Genomic DNA, 15,002 nt, shown 5'->3' on the forward strand with positions numbered 1-15,002 from the left:
TTATTCCACGCGTGCAGATATGCCGTGGCCATTATCTGATCGCCCGCCACCAGGTGTTTTTGCCCGCCGGATAACGGAATACGATATTCCAGCCCCTGATAGCCGATTTCATTGCGCCCGAGCAGCACATCATCTTCATCAATAACCGCGCCGTCTTTACAGACAAATTCCGGTGCACGATAGGTCCGCTTCACCCCGTCCGGTGCGGCAGGCTGGTCCTGCGGAATTTCAAATTTGATTTCCTGCAGACGGAGATAATTCACCCCCTTGTGCAGATAGGCATTTTCGACAAGACAGGCATGGATGTAATAAGTCTTTCCGGCCTCGAAATTAGATTCGGTAAAATACAGGGCGATATCGGGTGCGCCACCACTGGCTTTAAGCGGGATCTGCGTTTTTCCCAGTAACGTCAGTGGCGTGTAGTGGTTCTTTTTCTGTATCTCTTTTCCGGCAAACAGATACACCGCGCCGCCGAGCAGGTCGTGCTCCTTCACCGCCTCCCAGTTAGAAAGCAGCGGAAATGTCGCCAGGCCATAGCTGTCATCACCGGGGCGCGCCTGAGGGTTCTGCCCTTCTGCCACGCTGACAGCTGGCGCCGTCGCAGCCTCCCAGGCACTGTTGATAAAAAAGTTCGCGGTGTTGACCATCGTCCCGACGCCATAAATCCCGGCGCTGAACGCGGTAAGCAGCGTGCGGTTTTCCCGGGGCTGCACGTTAATGACAGCGCTCCCCAGGTCGTCCAGCATGACGTAAAAATAATCCCCACTGGTTCTGTCTGCCGCACAGGGGACAATTTCACTGAACGAGGCGTCGCTGATGATGGCATCTTCAGTAATGCGGGTCACGAGGGGATAAAAACAGGCCTGGGTGTTTCTGAGTCCCGGCACGGTCAGTCGCCAGGTCATGGTGGGACGAGAAGATAATGGTCGCGTGCTGTCATTGCTGTAATCAATTAATGCAGACGTATCGGCGACAAAAGTGACGTCAACATCAATATCGGCATCCCAGGCTACATTCCAGGTCACGGTTTCAGAGGCAAGCGGAATGCCGCTATTGTCCAGGCAGCAGGAAACCGTCCACGACAATTGGTCACCTTTCTTCAGGCTGTCATTCACAGTCAGTAAGCAGCCGCCATATAAGGTATTGCCGTCCTGCCACCAGGAGATATCAGGAGGATAAAAATTCCCCCGGTTTAATTTAAATGGACATTCGGTTCCGGAAAAACTTTCACCGGTTTTCAGTTGATACTGGAAAGTGGCATAAACCGTCTGCCCGGGAAAGATATTACTGTTATTTTGCGGGCTGATTATAATTTCGGATTTGGGTTGAGAATTAGCCTCCCGACAACGTAACGGTGCAGATAAAAAACCAGATGTATTAGCTCCATAAGCCCAGACAGCTCGATTATTAATTTCACTCTCAGTAAATGGCATTTTAGCTCGATTATTTTCATCTACCGAAACCCCGACCAGATCTTTTGCCTCATGTATGTAAATAGCATCTTCACGAAACCCAAAATACACTTTTTTACTTAACTGTGGGTATTCAAGATCATAAACTGATGGATAGTAAATTACTGTATCAGTGATATCTCTATAGTTACCTGTGGAATTAGTTACCACTGGATAATCATACAGCGGTGAAAGATTTAGTGGTTCGAAAGTGTCATCAATATTCATTACGGCTCGAATATCAACATCATCAACAATAAAAACCAATTCAACGACTGCATAAGTATATGGTCCAACTGTATTTCGTTTAGTTTGGCTGTTCCCTTTTTTTATCAGACAAGGGAGCAAGCCAGCGAGATACTCACCATTGCTGTCAATGTTTACATTAGTCCAGACACTAACCTCAGGATTACTTTGCTTCAAATCTCCAGAGTAGTTTATTACTGGTTCAAAACCGTTATAATCAGAGACTGTATGAAATGTAATAGCATCTACACATAGCTTTATTTGTTTTCCAGAAACAGGATTACCATATTTATCAGTTACCTTCAAAAGATAATAAATATGATATTTTTCGATATCCCCAAGATACCCAAGGTCAGCACTGTCGAAGTATAAGCCTCCTCTATAAACACCTTTACGCATGCTTAATGTGACTGTTAACCCATCATGCGTGGTTTTTTTTTCATATACTGTTGAAGTCATATCAAAACCTTGATCCTTTGCTCTCTGATTAGATTCAACAAGATTAATAAAAATCAAAATAAATAAAAAACCATAAAACAGTTATAATAAACAGTAATAAGTATTACAGGCTATCGTTTAAATTAATCATTAAAATATAATTGAAAACACCCACATATAAACTGGTTAGAAATGGTGCTTTAAAGGGGAATAATTTTGATTGGAATAATGGCAGTAAAATAATATAAAACATAGTATCAGCCGTGCATATGCATAATGCTATGGATTTAATCCTGAAGAGAGTGTTGATATAAAAAAACTAAATTCTAATAATAATATATATCCACATATGCTTTAGCCGAAATATCTCTGGGGTTTCCGCTGTTATCTCTGATTTTCCATAACGTGGTATAGTTTTTTGTATTCGTCGTCTGACCATTTTTAAACTGCATAACATCATTCATAGTAAAACCGGTTTGCGGATCATCGCCGGGATCGGCAACACTGCCAGGATAAGGAACATATTCACCCAGTAACGAACAATCAGTAGAACAATTAAATTTACTAAATCGCACAGAATAGCCCAGTTCAGTATCCATCGAAGGGGTTGCCCCAGAACAATTAACCCCAACATCAATGCTCATCTGTTTTGACTCACTATTCGGTTTTATAATCCCCATATCTATAGTGTTTTGAGGAGTAATAAGATAACAGTAAACAGAACCAGTATCTTGTGGTACGGTCTTATTATTGATTGCGACATAACCATCCAATTCCCATGCGTCTGGCTGGCCCTGATAATCACTAAATAACCCGGCAACGTATAATCCAGGCTTCACTATTTGGTTGGAATTATTAAAAAATATCTGACATAAAATTTGTCCTGCTCCTGCATTAAACAAATATCCCAAAGGGTAATAAGAGCTCATATCTGTTCCTGTAGGGGACAACACTTTTCCCAATGGTGAAGGAGGCGTGTTCAGAAGTCCGTTACAGCTCACGGAAATATCGACAGTAATGGAACTCCCAATGGACAGTGCAAATTTTCGATTATTTTGTGTTTGGTAACTACAGCGAACACCAAGCGCAACAGGAAAAACAGCACCTTGTGTATGACTTATGCCAGTAATTTCGCATTGCGCCTGGCTGCCATCAGAGACAGATGTTGCTAAGAATGATGCTGCGTGGGAACAAGAACAGACCATAAGGAACAGCAGGAACATAAATCTGAACATAAGTTTATCTCGAGGAAAGGGGGTGTTGATGACAAGTCAGGGTTAATTCATCTAAATAACGGTCGGAATCGTGCGGTAGTTTGAAAGATGTACTGCACTGTTTATTTATTTCACTACCCCATATAACGTGTAAGTATCCTTCATCAGTTAATCCGGATAAGTAAACTTCACCATTTTCACCAACAATTCCCGCATTCCCTTTATTATGATCCGTCGCTAGACTTACTATCGCACCAAAAGGGACAACACCTCGCTGATAATGCAACGTTATAATGGCCTGCCTTCCGGTGCGTACGGGATATTCTGCAACAACAACAGCACCTTTTGTCGGCACAACGCGTCTTCCGGTTTCCGTTAACATAACGTGGCTATCCAGACCATCAGGATCGAGATTAATAGCGTTATAGCGATAATTAGTGAGTGATGGAACCACGGCATAACCTCGCCAATCAGTATTTTCGTGAGTATTAACGATATGAACCCCGGAAGCGCCGGGGGCGCGGATCAGAGCAATACTATCCCCTAAAACAGGTGCCAGCGTCACTCCCCAAGGATGGATGACAACGCCGCCAGTAGCACTGGCGCTCGCCGTCTTCTGATGATGACTCCAGTCATAGGCAAATTGCGCATTACCCGTACTTCCGTCATACCCCATGTTTAACATTGTCATCGCATCCTGGCCTTGTGACGATGACTGTCCAAACTCATAATTCCAGTTGTCATTTAACATTCCGGAAAGGCTGGCCATTTGACTAAAATCCCCCCGAGGGTCGCGAATTGCCTGATAACTGAGATCACCATAACGGGAATTTGAATTGGATGAGAAGGTATCCAGCGGTACTGAAAGGTTAAAAGAAACCTCACAATTCTTTTTCTGCCCTGGCATGGTGAGCTGATTTTTATTAACGGAGATGTTTAACGACAGAGAAACCGAACTAACAGACAATCCATATCCAAAACTAAAACGGTTATCAGTTTCACTTGAATTCCAGTAATCCTCATGAATTGCGCTAAGATTCAAATTTCCCCAATGACTAAAATTTTGTCGCAAAATGATTTGTTGTAAATTCCGGCGACGCCTTCTGTTTCTGTATAATGCACCTAATACCTGACTCCCCATTAAAGAAGTTATAACAGGTAAAGTCTGACTATCCATGAAGGACATATAACCACGCGACGCATAACGAAAATCGTAGATATCAATAGTTGTACCCGTAGTAAGAAGATTTTTTGAGTACTTAAGTCGCCATGCATTACCCGATACCGTAGAACTATGAGGTTGGCTTGCATGAGACCAGGTATTATCAATCGATACAGCGCCCAATTCTCCCAGTGAAACGCCAGCACCTGCCGTCATGGCTACATAATTTCGAGAAAGCAAAAAGCCACCATAGCCAGTAGTGTTTGCAGGTAAACCATAAATAAGAGTTCCCTGTTCGAATGCTGGTTTAACATCCTTATGATAAGAGTTAAATATAGCTTTCCCCATCTCAAACTCATATTCAGCATGGCCATTTCGCTGCATGACGGGGAGTCCGGTATAGGGTTGAACCCACTGCTGGGTATTACCATTTGCTTCCCGGACAATTACCGTCAACTCACCGCTATTCATTGTCTGTGGGATATCTGTTAGCCGGAAATCTCCAGCAGCAACGGATGTCTGATAGATGAGATTATGATTCTGATAAATACTAACCTGCGCACGCGAGCTGGCAATACCAGAAATAACAGGAGCAAAACCACGTTGATTGTCAGGTTTCATGTCATCACTGGATCTCAACTTAAGACCTGTAAAATTAATACTGTCCAGTATGTCATTTTGTGTCCAGGTTTCTCCCAGAGTAAGTTCACTCTTTAATTGTTTTAGATCTCTCGCAATATATCGGTTAGAGAATGTCGGTGAATTTGCCTGTTGCGACCATGTAATGGAACTGCGTAACCGCCATGGTCCCCAATTTGCACCACCTTGTGATGAAAGAAAAAAAGAACGCATTCTTGCATGTCTGTTGGAGAAATCAGCATCACTTTGCATACCACTGAACATATAGTTAAACATCAGAGCGGGTATGCCGTCATCCCATTTGTCAACTGCAGGAAGCTGAGAGGATTCAGATGATTTCATTACTATTTGAGGAATCTCAACATTAAGTTTTAGTTTCTGCTGTTCAAAACGAAGCGTTGCGCCAGGAATAACACGTGACAAATCATCAATATATTCACCGTTTTTTAAAGCTGCAAGTGCGTCATTACTATTAGTATTAACGCCCCAACGACTAAGTTGTTCGCGGTTTAACTGCGCAGTCAGTTTTTCTCCGTGGGGAGATACCTTAAACTTAACCATTTCTGAAGATATCCATACAGTATTAACAATAACATCAACCAGATATGTTCCTTCAGCAAGTGATGATTCCTTTTCAAACTGACTAAGGTCTATTTTTTCTATGCTGCCCTGCTGGTCTGTCACCAGTAGATCAGGATCGAAATAATCTTCAGCATGACACGATTTCTGGGAAAAAAATGGCCCAACAATCATTAATATTAATGATAATCTGAGAAGGTTTGTTTCGACTCTGGATAAGAGCAGATCAATAAGTTTCTTATGATTCATGATTAGATGAAGAATAATGTGATATCTAATGCAGCGTGAAATTGACCATTTCCGGAATCACCATCAGGCGGAACACAAATGCCTGTGAATAGTTTTGCCTTGCTATCATTCAATGAGTGGAGTTCACCTGAAGGAGCTGGCGTTACTGGCCAGGGAAGTAAATTTGCAGTAAGATTATTATAATTAATCACATTACCCTGGTTACAATGTGCAATGTTGGGTGCCGTAAATTGATCGGTAAAATTAAAAACAGCGGATAACTTAACATTTTTCGAATCTGCTGCACGGAAAGTGCGATCAGTATCTGCCACCTGCCCGCTAAAACCAACCATCACATTCTTTCCCGCATCAATGAGGCCTGTGCAGTTATTCAGAGTTAGTTCGAGAATATCAAGCGGATAGACATTATTTGGACCTACAGCAGCCAGTACCGATTTATTTATCGTCGTTTCAACCTCTGTTTTATCCAGAGAGATATCGCATGTTGTGGCTTCAACAACTGCATGAAAGTTTAAATATGCATATTCCTCTAAAGGAGCAGATGTCGGAGTTGGCATCGTAATTGCCTGCGTAACAACAGGGGCAAAAAAAATCAGAATGCTACAAAAAATATAGGGGAATTTTCTTATCAAAACATTCATATCACAACTCGCTAAAAATCCATTTGATATAAATCAGATGGCACACCAGAGTCATCCCGAAAACGCCATGAAACCTGATGCACGCCAGGTGAGCAATGTTGAACAGAAGTATTTATTTCCAATTTACCATAAGGTGGTACGGGTCTAATAAGTAGAGACTTTTTTATCTTATACTTATCAATAAATAGCTGCGTCACTTCCCTGTAATAACCCGAGCGATTTAAAATATTTAATTCACCATTATTGCAAGAAAAATAAATATCTTTTTCCTTAATTGAATCAAACATCGGGCGCCAGTAGACCCTGATGTTATAAGCAGTGACTAAGCGTAACTTAACCGAATTATACATTTTAATTTCAGATGGTATTAGTCTTAGCGTCAAATAGTATAAACTTTCTCTGCTTGATGGTAAGAGAATCGCGCGTGACGGCACTGCAAGTAAAGACACTAAGGTATCATCACCGGCACGTAGTTCGTGGACAGGAGGAGAAACTATAAAGGGTGAGACTTGATTATCATTAGCTGCCATACCCGTTTTAGGGTCGTAACTTTGAATTACTGCCTGTAATAAATAATGCTCGGCTGTATGGTTAACCACCCTAAGCACGATTTTATTTAAATGTGAAGAGAAGACCAGTTTAGTTTTATTAATGAAAATACCCTGTGTAGTCTCATCGCACAACCCTTTGTTTGTTATTACTATTATAAGAAACACAACTATCTTGCGCAGAAAGGGCATAGATATCCTTTGTTATAATAAATTGTACGTCATCATTCTGGTTTCACCGCCCTGACCATTGATGAGGGTCCATTTAATTTCATCCCCTGACGATGTTATTACCTTATCAAGTGTAATTTTACTAAAAGGGGTTATTGTTCTCTGTTTACCATCTAATGCTATTTCTGTTCCATTGACAAAAACTCTGCTAAGCGTCATAAAATACGGACTGGTATTGCTGATCGTCAACGCATGTTCTTTTTTCGTAAATGATAATAATGAAACAGACTTCTCCCACGATACATTAAGGTCAGCGGGACGTGAAAGAAGTTTAATAATTAAACTCAGTGATACCGATAGCTGCTGTTTGACTTTGTTCAGTTCAAAAAATTTTTTATCAATTGCAGGTATGCTCTTGAAAACAATGTATTGTAATGTTTCTTGATTATGTTGCCATACCGGTTGCCGACGAATTATCTGTACTGTTTGCGACTGACCTGATGGCAATTTGAAAATCGGTGGCAAAATGTAAAAATTTTCCGAGGGTGTTAGTTTCTCTGTACTGCCGAGAGAATGAACAATTCCGCTCTGCACAAGCCAGGTATATTTACTGGTATTGCTAATCACTATCTCTGTGCTGTGCAATGTAGAGCTCATAATGACCCTGGTATGATCAATACTTAACCCATCAGCATGACTTTTTACAGGTAAACATAAGATAATGAACAAAAAGTACAGGGTGCGCATATTAATGAACTTTTCCCTGATGCATTTCTGCCATACCAAGATCGTTGAGAGTGACCCATGACACCTGTCGGTTGTTCCCAATTTTTGTGGACGTTAGGTCTATAGACTCAAAGGGAGAGATCATCCCCATATTTTTCAGAGTAATAGTAGCTATACTATTATGACCAAAAAAGAGGTCATGAAGCGAAATGTAATACGGACTATTATTCATAATTTTGACGCCCGTAGCAGTACGATTAAATACAATTTCTTTGGCTGCTTCATCAGCCCCCTCTTCCGTCAATCCAACTGGACGGTAAAACATTTTTATTTGTGAGGATAAAGAAAATATAATTCCAGCCTGAGTTTCAGGTAGTATCACATCTTGTAATGGTTCTGATGTGATAATACCACGAGAGATAAAATAAAAAACTGACTCTCTATCACGGGGAAGTTTGTCAACATTTTCCAACGCAATCATTTTGACTATTGATTCATTTCTTGGCGAAACTTTTTCAATTCCAGGAAGTACTTTAAAGTACTGACTATCCGGTTTACCGGCACTAACTCTGGTAATATAACTTTGCATCAACCAGGTATTGTCAGTATTATTTCTCAAACTTACCGAAACTGATGTCTTTCCTGCTGGATAAATTATCCTTAACGCATTAATTCCAATCCCATCTGCCCATGCAGATGGCAATAAAAAAAGAAACAACAAACTCAGTGAAAATTTAATCAACATAACCCTTTTACCGTATGCTTATTGGTAAATCATCATAAAATCCACAGGCACTTTAATATGCTGAGCAGACGCAGTATTCGCATTTATCGCCTGTAATGATGCGGTCAACGTTGTTTGTTTTCCATCAATTGAACTTATCACATCGCCTTTAGACACGTTGGCCAACTGAATATAATCATTGTTTTTAATTTCTGTCATAGTGGATGTATTGGCCGCAAAATCATACACACGACCTTTGAGAACCACGCCAACATCGTTTATCCCGGTATTACTCCATAATGTTGGCTCACCAGGAATACCCATTCCTGGACTAAATAATACTTCAGCATAAACCCCTCCATCACCCGGAACAGTTCCTTGTGAACTACCGGACTCGGTACAATTAGAGGCCCTTAAGTCAAAAGATTTTGTTCCCACATCTGTTTTTGACTTTGCAAAATCATTTTTTGAGAACGTACCTAATACTATGCTTTCATTTGATACACTAATATCGCATGTTGTTTCCGAAATTTCTGCATAGACATCAATATGAGCTGGTTTGCCAATTGCTATAGCGTTATTCCATACTCCCATTGTAACTATAGCCGTCAGAATACTTAGCGAATACCAATATTTCACAATAATTACCTTACTCATTATTTACAACAATAGCTAAATTCCCTTGTCATTCCTGAATCCAGTTACAAAACTAAAACTCACTTTCAGGAAAATATATCGCTAACAATCAAAAAATCTCGTAATTGAGTATATACAGCTCTGTAAATCAGAAATAGTATCAGAAACAAGATAAAAAAAGAAAAAAAGAAGATATATTTCAAAACAATAATTACGCCTTTTAGCTAAATTCCTGGATTAAAATTGTTCACTAAAAAAAATAAAACACTATACCTGTACTCATTGAAGCTATTTGATTTTATCCTTTCTGAGGATCATGCTACGCAACATGAAGTTGTCATCATCCATCAACAATAAGTCGGGCCAGGAACACCGGTACATCAGGAGGTGTGGTAAATGAGCTGGCGATGGTATTGACGACTTCTGAACGATGAAGCTCCATTATGATTGCCAGAGCTCAGCGCCAGCATAAACCACCGTAGATTGGTCACCTTATCCACGAGTTGATGAATAAAGGCTGTAAACGGTAGTTCTGCGGTAGACTGGTTATGGTCGTGGACGAAATCTGAAGCATCGATAACAGCTAATCATTTGTTGGTATGCACCCATCTATGTGTTTCATATCCCTCACTTAATCAATGAGATAAAAAAGATCAGCCTGATATTGTCAATATCAGGCTCATGTATCATCACTGTACAGTCTTCATATGAATCCGATACGGTAAATATGAAAATTAATGAATGGGCATACTTGCAACAACCTGCATTTCGTCAGTGTACAAGAATTCAGGGATTCGATGTCGCCCCCCCCCCTTCCTGATATAGCGACGCTGATGGCATCCCGAATTATTACTTATTTTAAGATAGTGAATAAATCACCTTAGGTTCTTTGTGTATAGTTCATTTCGTTAAGTAATTTTATCTTGCTTATTAAACTTTTGATTTACATAAGTGCCTGCCAAAATTCACATAAGAAATCACCAGGGACATAAAAAACAATTATGACAGTATCAGAATTCTGTTATCAGGTGGTTATTAATCATTATGTTTTAACCAGTTTCACGTATTGATAATAGATTAATGTTTATATGGTAATACATATTTGGCAAGGAGATATAATATGAACCCTGAATTGAATTTTGATGATGAAACCGGTGTGCTTATGTTTGGAAAAAAATCGACCAGATTAAGCCCAAAAGAAGCGGCGTTGTTTTCGTTGCTGCTGCATAAGCAGCAGTCAGATAGTATTCTACCACGAAATGAGCTTGCTCAATCTGTTTGGGGAGAACGATGGGAGGTGATCAGTAATAATAATATTCAGCAGCTTATTCTTCAGCTTCGTAGAAAAATTGATGCTGTCGGTGGACCAGTGATAATTGAAAACATTTACAAACGAGGTTATAAAATGACCATTCATGCACAAGGAGCTGGAAATACGATAAGACGTAATTTAATCACTCGATTTGTTTCACTAATATTAAATTTTATTTGAGTTCACGCTACACACACTATACCTATAATTATTTATGTAGCCTAATAGTTTAATTCCTTATTAGTGACATTAAAATAATTAAATTTCAATATTATGCAATGCTTTAGCTATTGTTCCTCTGTGCATCCAGATGGCAGGGGAATATTTTTTATTAACACTGCAATATAGCAACCACAGTATCATTTCTGACAAAACGCTTACAGGTCATATAATTAACATACAAATCATTTATTAACTAATTTGACAAAACTATAATTGAAGAAACAAGCTACCATTGGCATAAACGTTCTTCTTCATTTTTATTTATAAATCACTGAAATGTTATTTTTTAACTAATAATCAAGAATAATTGTAGTTACTCTCTATATTCCACAATCTTTTGATTATCGGCGTTATTGTTTTTTTAAATTTTTACTCAGCTAATTTGTCAACAGGAAATGTAGCACTATTGAGCCTTTCATTTGCTTTAATAACCAGGTTGTATCACAACCTTACCTTTGAATATTAACAAGTTCAGGTCAATGACGAGGCTCACCTTGCATGATTCCTCAGCTCCCCTCGTTATCTTTGGCTACGTCCAGAGTTACATGGTAAATTTTAAACATGTTCCTTTATATGGTTTGGTACCCGATCATAATGTGTACTTTCAATAAGTTATAACCAAAACCACATTCTTCAGTAACTTGTTATTCTTAATTGATACAATCAAATGACAGGTGATGCCAGATTTCATAATTATCATCAAGATTTTATTTTTTTTCGTGTGAAAATGAATGTATCTGATAGATCAATAACCCTGGATTTTATTGTTTTTAATGGAGAATTATATGATAACAAAGATGACAACCAGGTTACTTTTTGCCGGCACACTAATTCTTCCCGCTTTTGCTTTTTCTTCAGTTCTTACGGCACAGCAAAAAAATTATCTTGAAGAAATTATGGCGGCACAAATCAGTAATGAACAAGATAGAACAGCGATCAAAAATGAGTGGACCGAAGCACATCAGGTAGCAGAATTCCTGTGCCTCCCCGTTGCAATGACTGTTATACAAAAACATGAATCTCTCGTCGAGAAAGTCACACTCAGTGACGGGGAACAAAATAGTTTAATATTACATACTCCTATCAGACTAACTGGCAATGGCCAATACCTTATTTACGGGTCGAAATGGATCCCATTTTATTTCCGCTGTGATCTATCTTCTATCACTGGCAAAGTGACCCGCTTTGTAATTGATCATCATACTCCATATCCTCATAGAAATGCCGTTTTACAATAGCCCCCCCCGCCAACTTCACATTTATCATAGATAAATCATTCCTGTTACCAGGCAGGAATGAGTATTATTGCTGTTCACTCTCTGATGATATATACCTTTTTTTGTTACAGTAACTTCAGGTTACCCGCCCCCACGATTTCCGCCGTATATGCCACTGTTGTTCCTCTTATTTTTCTATGTCCATTTCATACTCAGCCATAACTGAGTTTACGATCTGAACTATCGTAGCCTAGTTTTCGTCATCATTTCGCAGCCAGGATGATAAACAGCAGTCTTATGCCAGTTAGCATCTAAGCGCCAGAGGATTATGACACGTTTAACCACCTTCAATGATCACAGACATAAGTAATCAACTGTATTGAATATCTGATACAAATCTTCTATTTTTATATTATTTTTATTACACTGGTCAATAATAAGTATTTCGCTTCGACAATACTGTTCAGTTAGACAAACGTAGTGTGTGTGATATAAGAAGTAGATACTCAAGCAGAACATAAGGAACATGATATGAAAAAAATACACGTCCTACTACTAGTCTCATTCATATTATCAGGATGCACAACAGAATGGCAACGCACTCGCTCTGATGCCCAGGATCTTTCAACTGCACAATATGAATGCGGAACATTGGCTGAAGAGAAATATCCCGTTAAGAATAGAGTAGCGGAAAGAACAGTTTATGAAGCACACGTCGAAAAATGTCGCAACAACAGGCACTGCAAAAAAAAGTATGATAGCTCACCAACCTTACGAAGTTATGTGATTGATGTCAATGAACATACTCGTTATGAGTGGATAGAACTTTGTATGCAACAAAGGGGATGGATATCCAAAGTTAAAGTGCTTATGTAAGGTAAGTGATAAGAATAATTATCAGGCAATGGCCCTATATACACAATTTTTAATCCTGTTAATAATGATTCTTGTGTGAGGTAATTCCTGCTACAACCGTCCTACTCATTGTTCGATTTTCCCACCATGTATCATGGTGGGTATTTTTTATCTCAAAAGAAAATATCATCTAAATATGATTACGCTCGATTATCTTTATCGTTAGAATTTTAGTCAGTGCGCATTTTGTATTCTTCAATATATCCCTGTTCATTACCGATACATTATTGTATTGCTATATAGTTCCCCCCTACTGACATCATACATCGACAGCTGCCACAAAAACTACGGGCATACGCTTCACTATATTTGTCACAGCGCCGCTATATGCCCGTACTAAAACAGTAATATGTTACTGTAAGCCGGATTCTGTTTTCTGTCAGAAAGTCTCGCTTAATTGAGCCACAGCACCATATGTCCGATCAGTGCCCACCAGGCCTGCCAGATCCAGATGTACCATATTAAAAGGTGAAATGCCGATACCGGCAGTAAAGGCGCTACCCTCTGAAGAAGCGATGTTCTGACGATAGCCCGCACGTAGTTGCACCCAATTCCAGGCGTTAACTTCAGCCCCCATAGCCGCAAACTGGCGCTTTGTATCATGGGTAAAACCACTGGCCGGCGTCAGATCTACATCCAATGCAGTCGTCACGATTCCGTTATGCCATGAGCCCCCGGCAGTTACCTGTGGGCGAATCCTGAAGGTTTCTTTCAGCCCGTTAACTTCTTTCGTATCAATACTACGGGGAACAATATTTTGCCCAGCCAGACCCAGCATCCAGTGTTCATTCAGCTCAGTAGCAAAACCAATGTCGGCATTAATACCGGGAGTATTATTACGGTATTCATGGCTACGGAAATCGTGGCTGTCGTAATTCTGTACCGTGGTATTGTAATTAAACAGATCCACACGCTGATATTTCGGAGTTACGCCAAGAGAATACCTGAGCCCATTCGTCTCAAACGTCCTAGCAATAGCAATCCCGACATCACTCACTGCCGCCGCACGACCATAGGCCCGCGATGTCAACGTATCAGTATCGCTCGCTGTTGGAATAATTTTGCCCTTAGTCACATCATCCAGATATTGCAGATCGTGGTCGCTGACCTTTCCTTCCACCGTTGCCGTCCCCCATGACTTCAGTATCAGGGCAAAAGGTAATTGACTGTTCGGAACTGTCGCGACCATGCCTACACTCGCCAGCACATTCACCTGTGTATTTTTAAATTTCTCCAGTTGATGTTGCAGATCGGTCGCGGCCCCCAAAGGCGCGACTGCACCAGATAGAGCTGCATCATAGCGATCCCAGGCATCTTTCACGGCATCCACATCGCTCTGCAAATGGTCGGGATCCGATACCTGTACTCCGACTGACGGCAGAATCATGCTGAAATCATCGGAAGCGGTGGCACTCGTCATCAGTGCCGGATTAGCGAGTGCTGCCGCACAATAATGAGACGATACAACTCCCGTCCCTCCCATAGCATCATTACTGGCTTCCATATAGGTCGTAGACGACTGAGCATTACCAGACAGAGCAGTAAAAAAAGCACAGGTCAGCAGAGAATACTGACTTAGCGTAAATTTCATTTTTATTTTCCTGGCCAAAAGAATGAATTGTTTTTAATAAAAATCCCACCGAAGCTATATACAGGCATCGCCCCCAAAAAATAGTGCGTAGTTATCACGAAGGGAGATGCTGATATTTAATCGATGCCGAAACAGATTGTTTCCTATAACTCAAGACACCTAACCAATCGGTAAGTTCACGGATATTAATCGCAGTAACTAATAATCTTTTTTTAATACTCTGAGGCTGGTTCAGCACTACCATGTCCAGCATCAGACAATGCTTACTTATTGATTTTAATGAATATAACTTACATAAACGACAATGTGTATTTAATTTAC

General features: G+C 40.1%; 12 protein-coding genes. 3 read left to right on the top strand and 9 right to left on the bottom strand.

Translation table 11 applies throughout. From position 1 onward, the window contains the following. From FEK66_RS07555 to FEK66_RS07590, 8 genes are all read right to left on the bottom strand, one after another. A partial coding sequence (locus tag FEK66_RS07555) for a hypothetical protein (RefSeq protein ID WP_130214705.1) occupies nt 1-2,156 on the bottom strand: 2,156 nt, incomplete at its 3' end. Between the two features lie 305 nt (nt 2,157-2,461). Beyond that, nucleotides 2,462-3,064, bottom strand: coding sequence for a hypothetical protein (locus FEK66_RS07560; RefSeq protein ID WP_130209583.1), 603 nt, complete (start codon nt 3,062-3,064; stop codon nt 2,462-2,464). Between the two features lie 310 nt (nt 3,065-3,374). Then, on the bottom strand, nt 3,375-5,978 hold the full coding sequence (locus tag FEK66_RS07565; RefSeq protein WP_130209581.1) for a fimbria/pilus outer membrane usher protein: 2,604 nt from the start codon (nt 5,976-5,978) through the stop codon (nt 3,375-3,377). Nucleotides 5,979-5,980: 2 nt separating this feature from the next. Further along, nucleotides 5,981-6,535 carry a hypothetical protein gene (locus FEK66_RS07570; protein WP_130209579.1) on the bottom strand — a complete coding sequence of 185 codons (555 nt, stop codon included), beginning with the start codon at nt 6,533-6,535 and terminating at the stop codon, nt 5,981-5,983. A gap of 95 nt (nt 6,536-6,630) precedes the next feature. Next, complete coding sequence (locus FEK66_RS07575) at nt 6,631-7,359, bottom strand: fimbria/pilus periplasmic chaperone (RefSeq protein WP_130236387.1); 729 nt, start codon at nt 7,357-7,359, stop codon at nt 6,631-6,633. A 12-nt stretch (nt 7,360-7,371) separates the two neighbouring features. Beyond that, nucleotides 7,372-8,085 carry a molecular chaperone gene (locus FEK66_RS07580; RefSeq protein ID WP_130209575.1) on the bottom strand — a complete coding sequence of 238 codons (714 nt, stop codon included), beginning with the start codon at nt 8,083-8,085 and terminating at the stop codon, nt 7,372-7,374. Nucleotide 8,086: 1 nt separating this feature from the next. Then, nucleotides 8,087-8,809: a molecular chaperone gene (locus FEK66_RS07585; protein WP_130236386.1), complete on the bottom strand. Its 723-nt coding sequence runs from the start codon at nt 8,807-8,809 to the stop codon at nt 8,087-8,089. 18 nt (nt 8,810-8,827) lie between these two features. Continuing rightward, nucleotides 8,828-9,445, bottom strand: coding sequence for a fimbrial protein (locus FEK66_RS07590; RefSeq protein ID WP_130209571.1), 618 nt, complete (start codon nt 9,443-9,445; stop codon nt 8,828-8,830). 1,099 nt (nt 9,446-10,544) lie between these two features. Here FEK66_RS07590 and FEK66_RS07595 point away from each other — a divergent pair. The 3 genes from FEK66_RS07595 to FEK66_RS07605 all read left to right on the top strand — a co-directional run bounded on the left by FEK66_RS07595 (nt 10,545) and on the right by FEK66_RS07605 (nt 13,051). After that, a complete protein-coding gene (locus FEK66_RS07595; RefSeq protein ID WP_130209569.1) occupies nt 10,545-10,916 on the top strand; it encodes a winged helix-turn-helix domain-containing protein in 372 nt (123 codons plus the stop codon). Between the two features lie 827 nt (nt 10,917-11,743). Beyond that, complete coding sequence (locus FEK66_RS07600) at nt 11,744-12,196, top strand: hypothetical protein (RefSeq protein ID WP_130236385.1); 453 nt, start codon at nt 11,744-11,746, stop codon at nt 12,194-12,196. Between the two features lie 510 nt (nt 12,197-12,706). Further along, nucleotides 12,707-13,051, top strand: coding sequence for a hypothetical protein (locus FEK66_RS07605; RefSeq protein WP_130209565.1), 345 nt, complete (start codon nt 12,707-12,709; stop codon nt 13,049-13,051). A 418-nt stretch (nt 13,052-13,469) separates the two neighbouring features. Here the strand turns inward: FEK66_RS07605 and FEK66_RS07610 are convergent, their stop codons facing one another. Beyond that, nucleotides 13,470-14,681 (bottom strand): conjugal transfer protein TraF, encoded by a 1,212-nt coding sequence (locus FEK66_RS07610; RefSeq protein ID WP_167854267.1) that lies wholly within the window; start codon nt 14,679-14,681, stop codon nt 13,470-13,472. Nucleotides 14,682-15,002 lie beyond the last annotated feature (321 nt).

It is taken from the genome of Escherichia sp. E1130, assembly GCF_005781065.1.
Taxonomy (GTDB): domain Bacteria; phylum Pseudomonadota; class Gammaproteobacteria; order Enterobacterales; family Enterobacteriaceae; genus Escherichia.